The sequence below is a fragment of the Pseudoscardovia radai genome (assembly GCF_002259605.1).
Lineage (GTDB): Bacteria > Actinomycetota > Actinomycetes > Actinomycetales > Bifidobacteriaceae > Pseudoscardovia > Pseudoscardovia radai.
In genome coordinates this window covers 135,497-155,967 of record NZ_MWWR01000004.1, presented here as the reverse complement: position 1 = coordinate 155,967, position 20,471 = coordinate 135,497, and the positions used below count along the sequence as shown (strand labels likewise).

The 20,471-nt window shown below is 64.6% G+C and carries 10 protein-coding genes and 1 pseudogene; 1 reads left to right on the top strand and 10 read right to left on the bottom strand.

The window, feature by feature from the left end:
• Positions 1-53: 53 nt before the first annotated feature.
• The 10 genes and pseudogenes from PSRA_RS02680 to PSRA_RS02635 all read right to left on the bottom strand — a co-directional run bounded on the left by PSRA_RS02680 (position 54) and on the right by PSRA_RS02635 (position 16,517).
• Positions 54-1,589, bottom strand: a complete 1,536-nt coding sequence (locus tag PSRA_RS02680; RefSeq protein ID WP_094660362.1) for an ABC transporter ATP-binding protein — start codon at positions 1,587-1,589, stop codon at positions 54-56.
• Between the two features lie 10 nt (positions 1,590-1,599).
• On the bottom strand, positions 1,600-2,493 hold the full coding sequence (locus PSRA_RS02675; RefSeq protein WP_094660361.1) for an ABC transporter permease: 894 nt from the start codon (positions 2,491-2,493) through the stop codon (positions 1,600-1,602).
• A gap of 113 nt (positions 2,494-2,606) precedes the next feature.
• Positions 2,607-4,622 (bottom strand): rhamnan synthesis F family protein, encoded by a 2,016-nt coding sequence (locus PSRA_RS02670; RefSeq protein WP_094660359.1) that lies wholly within the window; start codon positions 4,620-4,622, stop codon positions 2,607-2,609.
• A gap of 103 nt (positions 4,623-4,725) precedes the next feature.
• Positions 4,726-5,616 (bottom strand): glucose-1-phosphate thymidylyltransferase RfbA, encoded by an 891-nt coding sequence (gene rfbA / locus PSRA_RS02665; RefSeq protein ID WP_094660357.1) that lies wholly within the window; start codon positions 5,614-5,616, stop codon positions 4,726-4,728.
• Between the two features lie 368 nt (positions 5,617-5,984).
• Positions 5,985-7,110 (bottom strand): annotated as a pseudogene (locus PSRA_RS09735) (acyltransferase family protein).
• A gap of 1,103 nt (positions 7,111-8,213) precedes the next feature.
• Complete coding sequence (locus PSRA_RS02655) at positions 8,214-9,668, bottom strand: sugar nucleotide-binding protein (RefSeq protein ID WP_094660353.1); 1,455 nt, start codon at positions 9,666-9,668, stop codon at positions 8,214-8,216.
• A gap of 138 nt (positions 9,669-9,806) precedes the next feature.
• Positions 9,807-10,826 carry a dTDP-glucose 4,6-dehydratase gene (gene rfbB / locus PSRA_RS02650; protein ID WP_169712463.1) on the bottom strand — a complete coding sequence of 340 codons (1,020 nt, stop codon included), beginning with the start codon at positions 10,824-10,826 and terminating at the stop codon, positions 9,807-9,809.
• A gap of 121 nt (positions 10,827-10,947) precedes the next feature.
• Positions 10,948-11,928 (bottom strand): glycosyltransferase family 2 protein, encoded by a 981-nt coding sequence (locus PSRA_RS02645; protein WP_094660350.1) that lies wholly within the window; start codon positions 11,926-11,928, stop codon positions 10,948-10,950.
• Positions 11,929-12,125: 197 nt separating this feature from the next.
• Positions 12,126-14,552, bottom strand: a complete 2,427-nt coding sequence (locus PSRA_RS02640) for a DUF7657 domain-containing protein (protein ID WP_094660349.1) — start codon at positions 14,550-14,552, stop codon at positions 12,126-12,128.
• A 198-nt stretch (positions 14,553-14,750) separates the two neighbouring features.
• Complete coding sequence (locus PSRA_RS02635) at positions 14,751-16,517, bottom strand: glycoside hydrolase family 25 protein (RefSeq protein ID WP_094660348.1); 1,767 nt, start codon at positions 16,515-16,517, stop codon at positions 14,751-14,753.
• Between the two features lie 367 nt (positions 16,518-16,884).
• Between PSRA_RS02635 and PSRA_RS02630 the strand changes: the two genes are divergently transcribed.
• Complete coding sequence (locus tag PSRA_RS02630) at positions 16,885-20,280, top strand: glycosyltransferase (RefSeq protein WP_158216295.1); 3,396 nt, start codon at positions 16,885-16,887, stop codon at positions 20,278-20,280.
• The last annotated feature ends 191 nt before the right edge of the window (positions 20,281-20,471 follow it).

The following is a 20,471-nucleotide window of genomic DNA, read 5'->3' as shown; positions in this document are numbered from 1 at the left end:
CAATGTGATGGGTTACGAACAATTCGACTCACTGAGGGATTCAATCCCAGGCACTACGCAGCGTCCGTGGCGCCAGACTCCGCATCCGTACCAGGCTCCGACTCCGCGTCCATGTCTTCGTAGTGCTGGTGGAGGTCGAACCAGGTCTGCTTGATGAGGCCGTCGTGGGTTTTCTCGCCGTCATTGCGGACGGTGAACATGAGGGAGTTCTCGTTATTCGTGAACGCGATGCGCTGCGTCTCCTCCGGGTTCTCCGGATCGGGCTCCGACAGCGACGCCACGATCTTGAAGTCGGTGGACGTGAACGCGCGCATAGGCAGCGTGAAGCTCACCTTCTGGTGCCCCGTGCGGGTCATCGGCAGCATGCCGGGCTCGTACGTGGTGCCGCCGCGGGTCATGTCCTGCAGCGCGAAGGTGAGGAAGAACGGCGTCTTCTCGTCGAAGCGGTACTCCACGTCGAAGGTGAACTCATCGTCGGAACTCACCACGGGGGAGCTCACGGCGTTGACGCGCAGCAGCGGCACACGCGCGTTGAGGCCGAGCGGATATTGCTCGGGCGCAGGCTGCGCGGCGGCGGCAGCAGCGGCATCACCCGAAGCCTCGGCCTCGCCGGAGCCCTCGCCTGCCCCTTCGCCTTCCGCGGGCGCGGGCGCAGGAGCCGGCGCGGGCGTCGACAGCGGCTCGAGGTTCTCAAGCGAATAGCGATCCGCCACATCGTCCTTGTTCCCGGACTCCACGATCCGCCCGTCCTTGATGAGGATGGCGCGGTTGCAGTACTTCTTCACGGCGCCCATGTCATGCGTCACGAGAATGACGGTTTTCGTGGGATCCTTCTTGATGCTGGCAAAGAAGTTATTGCACTTGCGCTGGAACGCCTCGTCGCCCACGGCGAGCACCTCGTCGAGCACGAGGATGTCGCCCTGCGCCTTGATGGCGACGGAGAAGGCGAGCCTGACCTGCATGCCGGACGAGTAGTTCTTGAGCTTCTGGTCCATGAAGTCCTCGAGCTCGGCGAACTGCACGATGTCGTCGTACATGGCGTCGATCTCGGTGCGGCTGAAGCCCAGGAGCGCGCCGTTGAGATACACGTTCTCGCGGCCGGTCAGCTCCGGGTTGAAGCCGACGCCCAGCTCGATGAAGGGCACGAGCTTGCCGCGGCGCATGATCTGCCCGGACTCGGGCACGTAGATGCCGGAGATGAGCTTGAGCAGCGTGGACTTGCCCGATCCGTTGCGCCCCACGATTCCGAAGAAGTCGCCGCGGTGCACGTCGAAGGAGATGTCACGCAGAACCTGCTGCTCACGGTAGCCCTTGATGCCGCGCGTCCAGTTGATGAACGCCTGCTTGAGGCCGCTCGCGCGCTCGGTGGGGAGGCGGAACACCTTCGACACGTGGTTGACGCGCAGCACGACATCCTCGGGAAGGTCATCGGTGGTGTCGGGGCTTTCGAGCGCCTCCTCGGTGGTCTCATGGCGTTCGCCCGCCGCGGTGATGATGGTTTCCTCGTCGAGCGAGGAAGGCACTGACGGAGAGGACGGCGCGGAGGCCGCGGCGTCGCGAGACGATTTTTCAGACGATTTCGAAGTCATTCCCGGCCCCTTACATGATTTCCGCGAACTTGCGGCTGTTGCGGTTGAAGACGTAGATGCCGAGCGCGAGCACGGCGGCCACGAGCAGCAGCGGGATGGCGGCGACCCACGGATCGTGGATGTAGTTCCACGTGGTCGGCGTGGTCTCGGGCGCGATAAGCCAGTAGCGGATGTCCTGGATGGTCTGCGCCACCGGGTTGAGCAGGATGAGTTCGGCGAAGCGCGGCGAGACGTTCACGGCCATCGACAGCGGGTAGATGATAGGCATGGCGTAGAACAGCGCCTGGAGGAAAACTTCCCACAGATGCTGGATGTCGCGGTAGTACACGTTGAAGGTGGCGAGCATCAGGGCCACGCCCACGGTGATGGCGTACAGCTCGAGGATGCCGACCGGCACGAGCGCCACGCGCCATGTGAAATGCACGCCGTTGATGATGCTGAACACGATGACCACGCCGAGGTTGATGGCCAGGGAGATCATGGAGTTCAGCGTGGCGGCGATGACGATGATGTAGTTCGGGAAATGCACCTTGCGCATGAGGTCGCCGCGCGACACGATGGATTGCATTCCCATGTTCGTGGCTTCGGCGAAGAAGTTCCACAGCACGATGCCGAGCAACAGCACCATGGCGAAATGCGGCGTGCCGTCGGTGAACTTCAGGAAGCGCACGAACACGAAGTACATGACGACGAACAGCATGAGCGGCTTGAGCACCGTCCACGCCACGCCGAGCAGCGAGCCCTGGTAGCGCATCTTGAAGTCGGTTTTGACGAGTTCCTTGAGAACGACAAGCGAGTAGTTGCTCTTGCCGGTCTCGACAGGCTTGGCCGGCTTCGGGGCGGCCGCCGCGGCGGATGCCGCGCCGGCGGCGTCACGATTCGGCTCTGTGACACTGTTATTCATGGAATACGAATCCTATCACTGGGACAAGGAAAGGGAGGGAAAGATGCACGCCACATACGGCGTGCGGGGTTGCCAAGACGGGCGCCGGTCGGAACCGGCGCCCGAAAGCGAAACTAGCGCTGGCGGAAGGCGCGCAGGCGGTTGAGCATGGCGTGCGCGAGGCGGCGCAGACCGATGTCGACCTTCGCGCGGCCGCGGCCAAGGGGCTGCGAGATGCGCGCGGGGAGCTTGTCGACGCTGTGCTGCCACACCCAGTTCACGCCGCGCGTGGCCACCTCGGCGCCCTCGTACACGTATCGATGCGCGGGGCTCTGCTTTTGCAGCGTCTTGTACGGTGTGATGCCGCGCAGGCTCGGCGGCAGGGAGCCGACGAAGTTATCGAGCAGCGTGTTGAGCGTGCTGGCCTCGATGCGGGCGTATTCGTCGGTCATGACCCACGCCGGGTAGTAGCCCTGCGACTGCGCCACATAGCCGTTCGCACGCTCGATGGCGTGGGAGATGGTGCCGTCGGGGCCCATCTCGCCTTCGGGCAGGAAGTCCGTGTAGTCGAGGGCGAGGTCGAACAGCGGGCGCAGTGCGTCCACGCGGAACCAGTAGCACGATCCGATGGCGCTCACGGTGTTCGCGAAGCTCGAGATCGGCACGTTGATGTTCATGCGGTGCAGCAGGTTGATGGTGGCATCGTAGTTCGGGCCCCAGTCCAGCGGCTTGGTGACCGGGAAGTACACGGCGTGGTACGGCGGCGGCGGGCAGACCTGGCCGAGGCGCTCGTTGTCGGAGAACAGCGTGAGCACGTTCTCCGCGTATTCGCGGCTGCCGAGCGTGTTCTCCATGAGCTTCTGGCCGAAGGCGAGCGCCTCCGTGCCCTGGCGGCCGAGCTCGGCCGTGTTCTGCGTGGATTTCTTGTCATGTGCGAAGCCGATCACATCGTATTTGCCCGACAGCACCACGTCGCGCGAGGCCACGAACAGCGCGGAGACATCACGGCCGCGGTTCTCCACCGGGATGAACGTGACGGGGCGCGTGATGCCGTGCTCCTTGAGCGCCTCGCGGATCTGGTCGACCTTGTCGGGGTTCGTGGTGATGTAGGCGTCGGTTTCCTCGGGGATGTTCGCGAAATAGTGCAGGGTGTCGTCGAGCAGGTCGAGGAAGAAGATGTGGTAGATGAAGGCGCTGCGCACACGATGCGGGGCGGGCTTGCCCTGCTGCGGGCGGCTCGGGTTGAGCGTGTGGCTCGGCAGGATGTACTCGAGGTGCATGATCTGGCGCAGGTCGGAGACGTTGTGCCCGCGCAGGAGGTCCTGCCAGATGAGGTCGGTGTCGTAGTCCGTGTGCTCGAAGACGAAATCGTAGACCTGCTTGACGGTCTGCACGGCGGTGTGCTCGAGGCCCACGATGGGCGGAATGGCGAAGATCTTGCGCTTGATGAACGGGCAGCGCGAGTCACGCACGGTTTCCATCGGCATGTCGAGCAGCGAGTACGGCGTGTAGCCCTCGTACTTGCGCCAGTCCACGTAGGCGTCCCACGTGAAGCCGAGGTCGGCGAAGTGCTGGGTGAAGGGGATCTCGTGCTGGCGCGTGTTGAACGCGTAGTCGTTCGACGGCTTCATGGACTCCCAATACTCATGGAAGGCGTCGGAGCTGACAAGCGAACGGCGGTAGACGTGCCAGTAGGCCTGCAGATGCAGCGGAAGCACCTCGTCGTTCGTCATGGTGTTGCCGGCGTAGGCCGTCATGCCCCAGAAATCCACCGGGCGGGTGTTCATCTCGTCGAAGACCTCGGAGAACGGGTAGACCGGGCCGTAGCAGGTGTCGTTGCAACAGATGACCTCGTCGAACTGCTCGAGCTGGTCCCAGCCCACCTGGAGCAGCACCTGCTTGTAGGCGGCGGTGTCGAGGCCCTTGTTCTCGCGCTCAATGACATGCGGCGTGAAGCTCTTGAACATGTGGCGCGTGGCGTCGTCAAGGTCACCGTTCGACACGATGACGAGACGGCGCACATGCGGCATCAGCGCCCTGAGGAACACGCTCACGTAGTCGCCGGCGTGGCCGTCTTTGTCGTAGAAGCAGAAAATCGCAAGACGGTTCGTCGTTCCCGGCGTCAGCGTCTTGTCTTCGTTCTGAGCCATGTGTTGATCTACCTCGTATTCTTCTGTGGTCTGTGACGTGTGGTGATGCGCGTGTGGGGGGGGCACGGCGCGGGACGCGGGGCGCCGGCCGCGGGCTTTAGCCCTAATCGTTCGGCTTGGAGATGACGCGATTGGCGGCCACCTGCTTGAGGTGCTTGCCGTAGTTCGACTTGCCGTACGCGTGCGCGGCGGCGACGAGCTGGTCGCGGTCGATCCAGCCGTTCTCGAAGGCGATTTCCTCGAGCACGGAAATCGGCAGGCCCTGCGCGCGCTCCACCGTGCGCACGAATTCGCCTGCCTCGTACAGCGAGTCCATCGTGCCCGTATCGAGCCAGGCATAGCCGCGGCCGAGCGTCACGACGTTCAGCGACCCATCGGCCAGATACATCTTGTTGAGGTCGGTGATCTCGAGCTCGCCGCGGGCGGAGGGCTTGACGCGCTTGGCGAAATCGACGACGCGGTTATCGTAGAAGTACAGGCCGGTGACCGCGTAGTTGGACGCGGGATGCTCCGGCTTCTCCTCGATGGAGACGACCTTCTTGTTCTCGTCGAACTCCACCACGCCGTAGCGCTCGGGATCGTCGACGTAGTAGCCGAAGACGGTGGCGCCGTGCTCGACGTGCGTGGCGCGCGTGAGCAGGTTGCTCAGGCCGTTGCCGTAGAAGATGTTGTCGCCGAGCACGAGGGCACATGAGTCGCCGGCGATGAAGTCCTCGCCGAGCAGGAACGCCTGCGCGAGGCCGTCGGGGCTGGGCTGCACCTTATAGCTCAGGGAGATGCCGTACTGGGAGCCGTCGCCGAGAAGCCGCTCGAAGTTCGGCAGGTCCTTCGGCGTGGAGATGACGAGCACGTCGCGGATGCCGGCCATCATGAGCACGCTCAGCGGATAGTAGATCATCGGCTTGTCGTACACCGGAAGAAGCTGCTTCGACGTCACCGTCGTCAGAGGATAGAGACGGGTGCCGGATCCACCGGCGAGGATGATCCCCTTCATGGTTCCCTTTCGCTTGGACTTCGCTTGGGCATTGCACCGGGGCGCCTTCGGGGCGCGGGGGCTTGTGCGGGTGCGGTTCGCCGGGGCGGCGAATCGCCAATCTTCAATAATGTTACAGTTACGCCGGGTCCATGCGAAATCCCGCGTCTCTTCATACAAATTCCACGAGCGGGGGCGGGGCGCGGCGGGGGGCGCGGGCGGGCGGACGGGCGAGCGCGCGGGCGGGCGCCCTTCCAAGAACAATGTGATGGCTTTCGGACCAAAATCCACGATTTTGACCCCAAAATCGTCGAAAAATGTCCGCAGGCCATCACACTGTTCAGGAATTCACAACAATGTGATGGCTTGCGGAATCGTGTGGGAGGGACTCAGGCGCCCGCACCCGCGCCAGCGCCCGCACCGGCAGCGTCCGCGCCAGCAGCCGCACCCGCACCGACACTCACAGCACCCACATGGCGGCCGGGGTCGCGCAGGAACAACGGACGCATCAGGCGCAGAATCGCGCTCAGGAGCTGGTAGACGGCATACGCCACCACGCCGCACGCGAAGGTGAGGAGCGCCCACTCGAACCACTTGAGCACGAACGCCTTCGGCGAGGCGGCGAGCAGGTCGATCCAATGCACGCGGCCCCAGATGCTGTAGAAGAACGAGTTGCTGTGAATCAGATACACCATGAACGTGGCGCTCGCCAGGTAGTTGATGACGCGCGAGGTGGGGATGCGCAGGCGGAGGAACAGCTCGAACATGGCGACGCCGAGGATGATGATCCACAGCGAATAATTCGGGTAGATGTCGATCTGATGCTGGAACGGCTGGCCGGTGGGGTTCTGGGTCCAGTCCTTGATATGCGTCTGCGTGGAGTTGTAGCACGAGACGACCACCAGCGCGTTCACCATGATGATGACGGCCCACCACACCCAGGCACGGATGCGGCGGAACGTGTCGAACCTGCGCATGTATCCGCCGATTGCATACAGCAGCACTCCCCCCGCCGAAGGTGCGCAGCCCGAACGCAAGCGCCTCGAAAAGCGCGCCGCTCCACTGGAACGAGACCACGCCGAGCAGCGCCAGGAGAAACACCAGGTACTGGCGCTCGGTGAAGCGGTCGAGCATCTCGTTGAGGAAAAGGAATCCGACGAGCACCACGAGGAAGTAATACCCGATGAACCATGCGATGTTGTTGAAGTCGAGCATGGTCACCATCGCCGCGAACGAGCCGCGGCCGTCCGGCGCGCGGAACACGGCGAACGACGCGACCACCAGCACGACGGTGGCGAACAGCAGCTGCAGCAGCAGCTTCGAGGCGCTTTTGCCGATATTGACCTTCCGCCCCTTGCCAACGAGGAAGTATCCGGAGATCAGGATGAACACGGCGTTGCCGACCGGCCCCCAGGTGCTCGCGATGTGGAAGATCAGCAGCCGCTTGTAGAAATGCGGTTCGGTGAATCCACCGACGACGACGCCGATATTCGACTGCGACATCGCCCCGTCCATGATGATGTGGTGGAGCACGATCATGAGCATCGCGACGATGCGCAGCAGCTCCACGTTCGACTGCCGCGGGCGCTTGTGCGCGGTGGTGGGGGCGGTGGAGGTGGCGGGTGGCGCGGGCGCGGCGGAGGTGGCTGGCGCGGGCGCGGCGGGCTGCGCGGGCTGCGGCCAGGTCATGTCGGGCGTGCGGTGCTGGGTGGCGTGCTGCGCGCGGGGTTCATACGATTGCGATGCCGCCCGGCGCGGCTGAGGCGTCTGGCTTGGGTGGTCTGGCGCGCGGCGTCGGCGACGCCGTGCGCCTTGGGTTCCAATGATTCGGATGTCAACGGTCCGTCCTTCTTCTCCGGTGTCCGGATTCGCACGATTGCGCGCGAACACCCCCCAAGCTAGCACCCGCCCCGCGAACGATCCGCCGGAGCGCACGCCATCGTCCCGGCTCCATCCCGACTTCGCCCCTCCACTCTGTCCCGGCATCGTCTCGACTCCGTCCTCAGAACAGCGGTACGGAATTCATAACAATGTGATGGCTTTCGGACCAAAATCCACGATTCCGACCCCAAAATCGTCGAAAAATGTCCGCAAGCCATCACACTGTTACGGAAACGAAAACGATGTGATAGGTTGCGGACCGATACTCACCCGCCCGGCATCCTACAAGCCCAACAGTGCCCCTCACTGGCAGCACATCAACCACTAAGAGGCACCGTTGGAGAAAAAGCCCAGCATTCCCAACAACCACCCCACCAACAGTGCCCCTCACTGGCAGCACAACGACCAGTGAGGCCAACCGTTGGAAACCCAATCGTTGGAAACAGGCCGATCCTTTCCCAACAGTGCCCCTCACTGGCACTGCGGCGACCAGCAAGAGGCACCGTTGACGATAGGCGGGGTCATGAGCCGTACCATCGTCGCCCCCTCCGGAAACACTGGTACGGCTTTCGGACCAAAATCCACGATTCCACCCCAAAATCGTCGAAAAAAGTCCGCAACTCGTACCACTGTTCAGGAATTCGCAACAGTGATACGGATTACGGACATGGGGACTCCCGCCCCGCGTGCGCACCCCGCGTGCGCGCCCCGCGCCCGCGCCCACGCGCGGAACGCGCTTACTGGCGGGCGGCGAGCTCGGACTTCACGTAGGCCTTGAGGGATTCCTCCCAATCGGCGGGCGTGTAGCCGGCGGCCTCGATCTTCGACAGGTCGAGGGCGGAATGAACCGGTCGCGGCGACACCGGGTTCTTCGCGGCCTCGAAATACTGCTGCGTGGTGACGGGCTTGACCGCGTCGCCGTTGCCGTTCGTGAGGTCGAAGACCTCGGCGGCGATGTCCTTCCACGACTTGACGGCGCCGGACCCCGTGAGGTTATACGTGCCGTACGGAGCGGAGGAGTCGAGCAGATGGAAGATGGCCTCGGCCATGTCCTTGGTGAAGGTGAGGCGGCCGTACTGGTCGTCCACCACCGTGACCTGGTTCAGCGCCTCGTCCGGGTTCGCCACGCGGTCCGACAGGCCCATCATGGTCTTGACGAAGTTATGCCCGTCGCCGATCACCCAGCTGGAGCGCAGGATGTAGTGCTGCGGCGCCTGGTCCACGGCGATGTCGCCCGCGGCCTTGGTCTGGCCGTACACGCCGAGCGGCGCGAAGTCCTCGTCCTCGCCGTGCTGCTCGCGCGTGCCGTCGAACACATAATCGGAGCTCACATGCACGAGCGTGATGTGGTGCTCGCGCGCCACCTTGGCCAGCAGCGCCGGACCCGTGGCGTTCGCCTTCCACGCGGCGGAGCGGCCCTCGGCGGTCTCCGCCTTGTCGACGGCCGTGAACGCGCCGGCGTTGATGATCGTGCCGTACAGGTCCCAGTCGAACTGGTCGTAGGCGGCCGGATCGGAGAAGTCGAAGGTGTCGATGTCGTGGTACTCGAAGTTGCGCAGGTCGTGCGCCTCGGCGTACTCCTTGATGGCGCGGCCGAGCTGGCCGTAGGCGCCGGTGACGAGCGTGCGCTTGGGTTCCATCGGCTTGGCGTCGGCGAGGAACGGATGGTGCAGGTCGGCCTCGGAGCGCTCGGTCTGCTCCAGCGGGATGGGCCACTGGATGTTCAGCGTCGGGTCCGCGAGGTTCACGAAGGTGTAGGTCTTCTTCTGCTCGAGGCTCCAGTGCGCGTTGACGAGGTAGGTGTAGGCGGTGCCGTCCTCGAGGGTCTGGAAGGAGTTGCCCACGCCGCGCGGCACGAAGATGGCCTTGGACGGGTCGAGCGTGCAGGTGTAGACCTCGCCGAAGGTGTCGCCGGGGCGCAGGTCCACCCAGGCGCCGAACACGGAGCCCGTGGCGATGGAGATGTACTTGTCCCACGGCTCGGCGTGGATGCCGCGCGTCACGCCGCGCTTGGTGTTGAAGCTGATGTTGTTCTGCACGGGGCCGAAGTCCGGCAGGCCGAGGGCGGTTTCCTTGGCGCGCTGCCAGTTCTCCTTGAACCAGCCGCGGTTGTCGCCGTGCACCGGCAGGTCGAACACGATGAGACCGGGGATGTTGGTCTTCGTGACCTTGAGTTCCTTTTCGAATTCCATTGCCTTGTCTTTCCTCTGCTTACTTCACGATGGCGCCGCGTTGTTTCACGATTACGCGGCGCTGCGCGACGGTCGCATCGTTGTCACGATGGCGCAACGCCTCCGCGCCACGCGATATCTCCGCGCTGCGCGACGGCCTCACTGGCCCTGGCGCTTGTAGCGTTCCTCGGTCGCGGCCTTGGTCTTCTCCCACCACTGCGGGTTGTTCGTGTACCAGTCGATCGTGGCCTTGAGGCCGGATTCGAAATCGGTATGCGTCGGCTTCCAGCCCAGCTCGGTCTGGAGCTTGGTGGAGTCGATGGCGTAGCGGCGGTCATGGCCCGGGCGGTCCTTGACGTGGTCGAAGGCGTCCTCCGGCTGGCCCATGAGGCGCAGGATCATGCGCAGCACGTCGATGTTGTTCTTCTCGCCGTTCGCGCCGATGAGGTAGGTCTCGCCGATGCGGCCCTTGGTCAGGATGGTCCACACGGCGGAGGAATGGTCCTCGGTGTGGATCCAGTCGCGCACGTTCAGGCCCGCGCCGTAGAGCTTCGGGCGCACGCCGGTGAGGATATTCGTGATCTGGCGCGGGATGAACTTCTCCACATGCTGGTACGGGCCGTAGTTGTTGGAGCAGTTCGAGATGGTGGTACGCAGGCCGTAGGTGCGGGTCCACGCGCGCACGAGCATGTCGGAGCTCGCCTTGGTGGACGAATACGGGCTGGACGGGTGGTACGGCGTCTCCTCGGTGAACTTGTGCGGGTCGTCGAGCGCCAGGTCGCCGTACACCTCGTCGGTGGAGATGTGGTGGTAGCGGATGCCGTACTTGCGCACGGCCTCGAGGAGGCGGAAGGTGCCGACGACGTTCGTGCGCACGAACGGCTCGGGGTCAGCAATGGAGTTGTCGTTATGCGACTCCGCGGCGTAATGCACGATGGCGTCGTGGCCGGGCACGATTTTATCGAGCAGCTCGGCGTCGCAGATGTTGCCGTGGACGAAGTCCATGCGGTCCTCGGGGATGCCCTTGAGGTTGTCGAGGTTGCCCGCGTAGGTCAGTGCGTCGAGAACCGTCACATGGGTCTCGGGATGGTTGTCAACGACGTAGTGGACGAAATTCGAACCGATGAAGCCGGCGCCGCCGGTCACGATGATGTTCTTCGGAGCAAAGGTTTCTGCCATAGCTGACATCTTAAACCATGCCGCCTATCTCAGGGCGGGACGGCGCGCACGAAACGGCGCGGGCCCGGCGCCATCCCCGGCACCGGACCCGTCCCATCGTCACCGCATCGCCGCGGCTCCGTCACTCCCCGTCGTGCTGACGGTGCGCGAACATGTTCTCGTGGATGATGTAATCCCTGCGGTCGCGCCGCGCATGCGAGTCGAGGATGATGCCCGCGATAACGAGCAGGCAGGCGAGAAGGATGAGGATCATCGCCACGAACAGCGTCGGGAAGCGCGGCACAAGGCCGGTTTCCGTATAGGTGGCGAACACGGGCACGAGCATGATGACGCCGATCAGCGCAAGGATGAGACCCAGCACGTTGAAGAACGGCATGGGCTTGTACTGGCGGATCATCGAGAAGATGGTGCCGAGCACCTTGATGCCGTCGCCCACGGTGTTGAGCTTGGACTCGGAGCCCTCGGGGCGGTCGCGGTACTGGATCGGCATCTCGAAGATGCGCACGTCCTTGTCGAGCGCGTAGATCGTCATCTCGGTCTCGATCTCGAAGCCGCGCGACAGGCAGGGGTAGGTCTTGGCGAAGGAATACGAGAACGCACGGTAGCCGGTCATGATGTCATGCACATGGGCGTGGAAGAACCAGTTGATGAACGCGCGCACCATGCGGTTGCCGGTGTTGTGGAAGGGGCGCTTGTTCTCCTCGAAATACGTGGAGCTCAGGCGGTCGCCGACCACCATGTCGTAGCCCTCGGCCACCTTGCTCACCATATCGACGGCGGCCTCGGCCGGGTACGTGTCGTCGCCATCCACCATCACGTAGATGTCGGCGTCCACCTGGGTGAACATGGCACGCACCACATGGCCCTTGCCCTGGCGCGGCTCCTTGATCACGACGGCGCCTTTCTCGCGCGCGATCTGCGCCGTGCGGTCGGTGGAGTTGTTGTCGAACACATACACCGTGGCGTCGGGAAGCACCCGGCGGAAGTCGCTCACGACCTTGCCGATCGTGACCTCCTCGTTGTAGCAGGGGATGAGAATCGCCACATCGGGTTTCTTCTGCGCCTGCTCGGTTGTGGATGCCGCCGTAGCCTTGTTGCCCATGTCTTCCTGTCTCTTTCGCTGGTTCCGCGAATCGCGGGGGCCGCGCTCCCGGCCGGCACTCCGCGATGCCCGCGATCCGGCTCGCGGCAGGAGGTCCTTCCGGCCGGCGCGGCCTCATTGCGCGATGTCGCGACATTCGGCGCGACACAATCGTTATAAGTCGTTATCAGTATAGGGGATGGCCGCGCCCGCGCCGGTCACTGCGGCAGCTCGTCGACGGGCACGATCCGGTACAGGTCGAAGGCGCCGTCCTCGGAGATCTTCTTGTATCCCCAGCCGTCCGCGCGGATGCCCGACAGGTCGGAGTCGCTCGTCGCGTAGGTCACGCCGAGGTCATGCAGCTCGGCCGGGGTCATCCTGACGATAAGCAGATCGACGTACGGCAGCTGGAAACGGGTATCGTCCGACACCTCGGCGGCCGTGACGATGTTGACGTACGCGTAGCGGTTGTAGCCGTCCTCGTGCCTGCCCTCCGGGTCGATGCGCTTCCACAGGTTCCAGTGGGGCGTGACCTGCGTGGAGTTCAGAACGTGCAGGCCATTGGCCGCCAGGAGGTTGGCGAGCATGCTACTCGTGCTCGAGCGGTCGCCCAGGGCCACGAACAGGCCCGGCTCCTTGGAGTCAGCGGCCTGGGACGCGAGAAGCACCTGGTCATCGTGCAGGGCGGAGGTTCCGCGCTGCACGGGGTTGACGAGCATGCCGGTGACGATCGTCACGAGCGTGACGAAGGCCACGCCGCCCGTGCAGAGGGCATGGCAGACACGATTGCCCCGCCATACGATGCGCTCGCGGCGACGGCTGGACACCATGCGCTCGTGCGCGTCGCGCATGCGGGCCTCGAAATCGGACCATACGGCGCCGCGGTACATGCACAGCATGGCCAGCACGAAGTACTCGACGAAGAGGATGACGGGCACCACATACACCGCGCCGCCCTCGAGGGTCACCGCCTGCTCCGAGGTGAAGCGCTCGGAGAAATGAGCGCCGTACGCGGCGAGCACTGCGGAGACGATGACGGAGGTGGTGGCCGAGGCACCCCACTGGCGCATGGCGATGCCGCGGATGAGGAGGATGACGTTCGCCAGCTCGAAGCCGAGGCAGACGCGCGGCGTCAGGCACTGGCTGAGCATCGTGGCCTTGGCGAGCCCCACCGGCATGCCGACGATCATGTACTCGGCGAACAGGGCGCATTCGAAGATGAGGATGACCATCAGCGGGTCGGTGCGGTGACCGCGGCGGTTGCCGAACATATTGGCGACGGCCACGAGGAAGCCGAGCGGAACGAACGCCGGGATATGCCCCGCCTCCGGAACGCCGACGAAGCGGGCCGTGAGGAACTGCGCGCCCGCCGAGCCGAGAAGGGTTGTCGGGGACACGGCGAATCCGCCGGTTTCCGCCCTCTGGCCCGGATACGAGGTGTTGAGCTCGTCATGGATAGCGGCGGCGGAGCCCTTGATTGTCAGCAGGGTCAGCGCGACGAAGATCGCGACGGCCAGGACGAGGAACAGCCAGTCCGCCGTGCGCATATGCACGTCGCCCCAGTGGGCGGCGAGCTGCCAGATGATCAGCGCGACGAGAATATAGCCGGCCGGCACCATCCACGCGGGGTACAGAGACCACAGGAACATGCCGGCGCATTCGGCGATGAGCAGGGCCCAGCCGAAGCGCGCCCAGGAATTGCGCATGGTCGGCTTGTTCGCGCTCAGATAGCGGTCGAAGCAGACGATGGAGCCGAAGACGGCGACGAGGATCTCGACGATGTTGTTGACGGCGAACCAGTACTGAACGAGGGTCGAGAAGGCGATCAGCGACGTGCCGAGAACCGCGAGCCCGCGGCGTTCGGTGACCTCGCCGTTCTCCTCCACGCGGCGCGTCAGGAGACGGAAGAACTCATAGCCGACGAGGAACAGCACCACCAGGCGCGCGGACCAGTAGAAGCCCAGGCCGTGGTTGGTGCCCATGAGCAGGTAGCCCCAGTGGAAGGGGCGGAAGATCTCGCCCACGCCGAACATCGGGGCGTCCTTGACGATGAACATGTCGGTGGGGTCGGCGCCGCCCAGCAAGTCGTTGGTGGCTCCGTATCCGTTGTACTGCTGCGACGCGGCGAACGCCGTGTTGATGCCGAATTCGTCATTGCGGCTCAGGCGCGGGTAGCCGAGGACGGTCATGTTCAGCATGCTGCCCGACTGCAGGTGCCAGTGCCAGCCGTTCAGCGACGAGCCTGACAGCGACAGCGCCGTGCAGAACGCGACCACGAAGCCGCCGAGGGCCCAGCGCCAGCGGTGGAGCCAGCGGTTCACGCGGCTCCAGCCGAGCGCGAACCACGAGCAGACGAGCAGGGGCAGCGGCGTGAGCACGGCGATGCGGATGGCGACGATGCGGGGCGTGGTGTCGGCATCGAGCGTGACGCCGTCACCGACGCCGTTGGACATCCACCACACATAGCCGTTCGCGAGCGCCACGGCGATGCCGATGGCGACGGCGAGCGCCAGGAGGAAGCGCACGATGAGGCCCGGGCGGCCGGACCACCAGGAGCGCGGATCCCGGCCTTCGTCCCGACGTTCCTTTCCGCGCGCGTCGGCGCGGGGACCTCCGGTTGTGCGAACAGCGGCCTCAGCAGCCATGTTTCCTCCCGTTTCTTGTCTTTCCGTCATGTGCGCCCACATGTATGTCCACGATTCCCATCCTCACGATGGTCACCGGTTCCCGTCACTCGCGGCCGGGCACCGAAAATCGTAGACACGCGCCTCGAATTATGCCGGGGCAATTCTTGCACATAGTGTGCATAAACCTTGTGTGCATAAACCCCGGCATCGGATCCGTCAGTAGGTCAGCGCCCACCAGGCGAGGTTCTCGTCCCTCCAGCCGTCGTTCTTGGCGAGGCTTTGGATTTCGCTGTATTGCGTGCTGTAGACATGCGCCGCGACGAAGGCGTTGGGGTTGTAGGCGCGGTAGACCGGCACCGAGCCGCCCGAATACCAGGCGAGGCCCTCGTCCTGCCAGCCGAGGCCGGTGAGCACGGAGATCTCATGGGAGTCCATCGAGTAATGATGGTCGCCGGATTCCGGGCTATAGAGGCGGTGCACTTCGGTTCCCTGCATCAGGGACGTCCACGCGGTGCCTTCCGCCGCCCATCCAGCACGGACGAGGGCTTCGCGCTCTGCGACGGACTGGGTGTAGAAATGCTCTCCGCTGTTCGGATTATAGAGACGGTACGTGGCGCTGACCCCTGTGAACGCGCTCATATCGACATTACCGGAGATGCCACCGATCTGCCCTGAGTCCGAGTACTGCCAGCCCTTGTATTCGTAGCCGTTCGTGCTCTTGCCCCAGTCCGTGTACTGCAGCGTGGAGCTATACTGCGCCATCCACGTGATGAGCCCGTGCAGGTAGGAGTCGTTGAGCACCGTGTTGGCGAAGGACAGATACGTGTACAGCGAGACGTTCGAATACCCCGCGGCGTTCATAGCCGAGATGAAGTTGCCGACGAAGGTGTCATAGACGGCAGGCGAGGTGGGCTGGGTGTGGCCGCTCCATTTCCATGCCTCGATGTCGTAATAGACCGGGTAGCTCAGGTCGGTGGGCGAAACCCCGAGCTGGGCCAGACGCGTGGCCAGGCTCTGCCCCTCCTCGGTGGCCATCGTGGCCGTGTCGGCGTAGGAGTACCAGTAGATGCCGAAGGGGATGCCGAGTTTCTTGCACTGCTGGATGTTATAGGCGGCGGTCGAATCCCAGTAATTGACGCCGTAACCGACGCGGATGATCGCGCCTTCGACGCCGGCGGCCTTGGCCGCGGACCAGTCGATGGTGCGTTGGTACGCCGACACGTCGATGACACCCTTGGCATTAGCGACGGCCACGGAGCCATTGGCGTTGAATATCGCCGGCTGGTTGCCGGAGATGCCCCAATAGGCCCCGTAGGCATTATTGCTCAGCGCCGTGTTCTGCGCGGTGGCGGCGCCGGTCGCCGTATCGACGGCCGCCGTGGCGGTGACGGTGCCGTCGACGTCCACGATGCCGTCCGCGGAGACGGCGCTATCCGCCGTGCCGGCCGCGGAATCGTCGGCGATTTCCTCGCGCGCATCGCCCACGCTGATGGCCGCGTAATGCACGCCGCCCGTGAGGGCCATCGGATCGGGCGGGGTGTCTTCGGTTCCCACGATGGCGGGATCCGTCACCTCATCGCCCGTCGCGACATCCAGCACCTCGCCGTCCGTCGTCACCGCGTAGGACTCGGAGACCAGCGTGGCGGAGTCGGGAACGCCGTCGGCGATGGATTTGGGAAGCTCATGGCCGCCCGTGGCACCGGCATCGACGTCGGAGGCGTTCGCCCCGGAGGCGGCGAGATACCCGGCGTTTTCGGCGGCCGCCAGATCGGTCGCCACGATATTCCCGGTGGTCGCGCTCCCGGAGCCCGCGCCGATCCGCGGCGGCACCGCGATCGTCAGGGCCAGGGCCGCGATGCTGACGCCCGCGATGGCGCCCAGCACAAGATGGTTGGACAGAAAACGACGGGAAGGACGATGCCCTCCCGCATATCCCTTATGCGATGCCTCGGAACCGGCATCGTATTCATGATTGTGCGTCATATCACCTCATGTTCCTTCGACGGTCATGGTCCCTCGACGGACCACGCCGCCCGACCGTGGCGCAGAGCCAGGAACCCGCGCCGCCATAGCACCTCCAGCTTAGGGAACGCCGGAACCCCGCGCCGCACCGGAGCCTCCCCCGCCCCCGAATCCGCACAACTCCTCCATATTCACGCACAAGCGGCGGAATCGTCATCGTATGTCTGCATCGCATGCCCTCGTCATCGTATGCCTTCGGTTTCGGGCGCGAATGCTACAGTGCTATCGAAACCAACAGAAGCACCGCGCACCGCGGCCGGTGGAGAGCAAACCGGACGACCCGCCAGCACGGGGTGTGCGAAGGGCGGTGTGCGAAGGAGAAAACCGCATGAGCGAGAACCTCACAGTGCTTGTCCCGATCCATGATCCGAAGGTCTCCGCCGACATCGGCGGGCGGCCGCTGCGCCCCATCGTCTCGGGAGCCGCATCGGCCGGCGACATCCCGGTCTATACCGAGCCGCCGCTGCGCGATGACGAAGGCGACTCCATTTCGAATCGCTACGCCACCTACGGAGACCTGACCGCGCGCTACTGGGCATGGAAGAACCCCGAGGCCTACGGATCGCCCGAATTCGTGGGCTTCGTGCCCACGGGCCTGACCTTCGCCAAGGGCGAGGGGAACGGGGCCGCCGCGAGCGCCTCCCACCTGCGCCAGATCCTGCAGCGCGTGCCGGTGATCGCCGGTACGATGTCGGCCACGCCCGAAAGCCGCAATGTGCATGACACGTATTCGTACCGCAACGGGCGCAACGAGCTCGACCTCGACGTGTGCCTCGACATCATCAAGGTGGACTACCCCGAGATGTTCAAGGCGGCCGACGCGTATATGGCCGGCAACGCCATGTTCGCCGACGGCGCGTTCATCATGCGCCGCGACATCTTCGACCAGTACTGCTCGTACCTGTTCGACGTGCTGGCCAAGCACGACCGCCTGGTCGACACAAGCCACTACGTCACCGAGCAGATGGCGGTGCCGCGCTTCCTCGAGGACTACCTGACGGGCATGTTCTTCAAGTACCTGCAGTACAAGTCGAAGGAGAACAAGGGGAACGTGGCAGGCGCGGGAAGCACGGACGGGAACCTCATCGAGCTGCTCCCGCTCACGCACGCCTCGCGCGGCCTCGACACGCTTAAGGCACGCGTCGTGCGCAAATACCGCGCCCGGGAGGCGGCGCGCCACCCCGAGCTGCAGCCGCATGACTTCGAGTACATCGGCCTCGACCACATGGCCGCCAACAAGCGCAACAGCTACGCCGTCATCACGCGGTTCAGCGACGCCGAGCACCACCTGCCCGACGACGTCGCCTTCCACGCGACGGCCGTCAACGAGGCCGACCGGCAGCCCACGCCGGTGCGCATCGTCGGCACGTCCGCCGGCCCCGTGCTCGTCACGCCGCTGACGCCGTTTGCGAAAACCGTCACCGTCGACGCGCTGCATGACGGCGCCACGATTGCCTCGGCGCATTTCGTGCTCACGCCCGACAGCGTGGCCGAGCAGTCGCGCCAGCATCTCGAGGCGAACGATTCCATCGCGCAGGGCATCATCCACTGCGACGACGGCTTCACCGCCGGCGACATCCGCGTGCATCTCGAATCCGTGGTGGAGGACAAGCCGAACGCCACCAACATCGTGACCGGCCATGTGTCGATCCCGCTTGTGGACGGGCACGGCGCCCACGACCATCTCGAGGTGGTGGCGCTCGACGGCGAGGGCAACCGCTTCGACTTCGGCCCCGACGGCAACGCCACGCTGCGCGACTGGGTGTGCATGGGCGACCGCGTGGCCGAGTCCCCCGTGGCGGCGGGGCTGAAGATCCGCACGGTCACGTTCTCCGTGCGCGTCGCGCCCGGATCCGCGGCCATCATCTGGGCGCATTTCCCGCAGCAGCCGGCCAACAACGGTTTCGAGGCGTTCGACGAGGAAACGCTCGACAAAATCGTGAAGGCCTGGAACAAGCGCACGCAGCCCGCCTACACCGATGACGACTACGACACCTGGTTCCGCCTCGTGCACAAGGTGCGCGACACCGAGCTCGTCTACCAGCGCCAGGCGCATTTCGCCACCGAGCCGACGTTCTCCGTCATCGTGCCCGTGTACCGCACGCCGATCGAGTATTTCCGCGCCATGGTGGACTCCGTCATGGCGCAATCGTATGCCAAGTGGGAGCTCCTTCTCGTCGACGCCTCCCCCGACGACGAGCGCCTCGAGAAGGTCATCGTCGAATACTGCGGGCGCGACGAGCGCATCAAGCGCGTGCCGATCGAGAAGAACGAGGGCATCACGCTGAACACGAACGCGGGCATCCGCGCGGCGTCCGGCGACTTCCTGTGCTTCCTCGACCACGATGACTTCATCGAGCCCGACACGCTGTACCGCTACGCGCGGGCCGTGAACGAACACCCCGACACCGACCTCATCTACTGCGACGAAGACAAGTACGTGTGCGACGGCGAGTTCGCCGACAAGCCGGGCTTCCGCGAGCCGTCGTTCAAAACCGGGTGGAATCCCGATTCGCTGCTCGCGCAGAACTACCTGTGCCATTTCATGGCCGTGCGCGCCTCCGTGCTCGCCACGCTCGAGCTGCCGGGCCGCGAGTTCGACGGCTCGCAGGACTGGAACATGGCGTGGCGCATCGGCGAGAAGGCGCGCCATGTGCACCACGAGCCGCATGTGCTGTACCACTGGCGCTCGCATCTGAACTCCACCGCGTCCAACCGCAACCAGAAGAACTACGCGCTCGAGGCCGGGCGTCTGGCCATCAAAGGCCATCTGGAGCGCGCGGGCGTGAAGGGCGAGCCGGTGGTGTCGCGCCGCGCGGGCGAGGGGTATTTCCACATCAAGTACGACCTGGGAAACAGGCCGCTGGTGTCGATCATCATCCCGAACAAGGACGCCGTGACGGTGCTCCACCGCTGCATCACGACGCTGCTGCGCGTGTCGTCGTACCAGAACTACGAAATCGTGATCGTGGAGAACAACTCCACCGAGAAGGAGACCTTCGAGTACTACGAGTGGGTGCAGAAGCTCGACCCGCGCATCCGCGTGGCGCGCGCCACCGACGTGCACGGGTTCAACTTCTCGAAGATCGTGAACTTCGGCGTGGCCTACGCGCGCGGCGACTACCTGCTGCTGCTCAACAACGACACGCAGCCCATCACGCGCGACTGGATCGAGGAATTGCTCGGCCCGTGCATGCAGCGCCCCGACGTGGGCGTCGTGGGCGCGCGCCTGCTGTACCCGGACGAGACCATCCAGCATGTGGGCGTGACCTTCGGCATCGACGGGCCGATGCATGTGTTCCAGCACATGCCGCGCACGTACAACGGCAATCTGCAAAGCGCCGTGCTCGACCGCGACATGGCCGCCGTGACCGGTGCGTGCCTGATGACGCGGCGCGATGTGTTCGAGGCCGTCGGCGGGTTCGATGAGCAGCTGCCCGACAATTACAACGACGTGGACTTCTGCCTCAAGGTCGGCAAACGCGGGCAGTACGTGCTGTTCAACCCGGAGGCGGCGCTGTACCACTACGAGTCGGTGTCGCGCGGCGTGACGACCAGCGGCGAGAAGGAGCTGCGGTTCCGCGCGGATCGCGGCCTGTTCATGCAACGATGGCCGGAGACGTTCATGCAGTCCAAGGCGCCGTGGGGCAACCCCAACTTCGCCTTCACGCACGGCATGTACGAGGTCATCGACTACGAGCAGCCCCACCCCGACATGTGGTGATTGGGCGCGGGATTCGGGCGCGGACGCGGCGCGGGCCCGAATCTCCAACAATGTGATGGGTTGCGGACCAAAACACGATTTTCCCGCCGAAAATCGTCGAAAAATGTCCGCAAGCCATCACACTGTTACAGAATTCATAACGATGTGATGGGTTGCGGATCGATTCTCGCCCGCCCGGCACCCCGCGAACC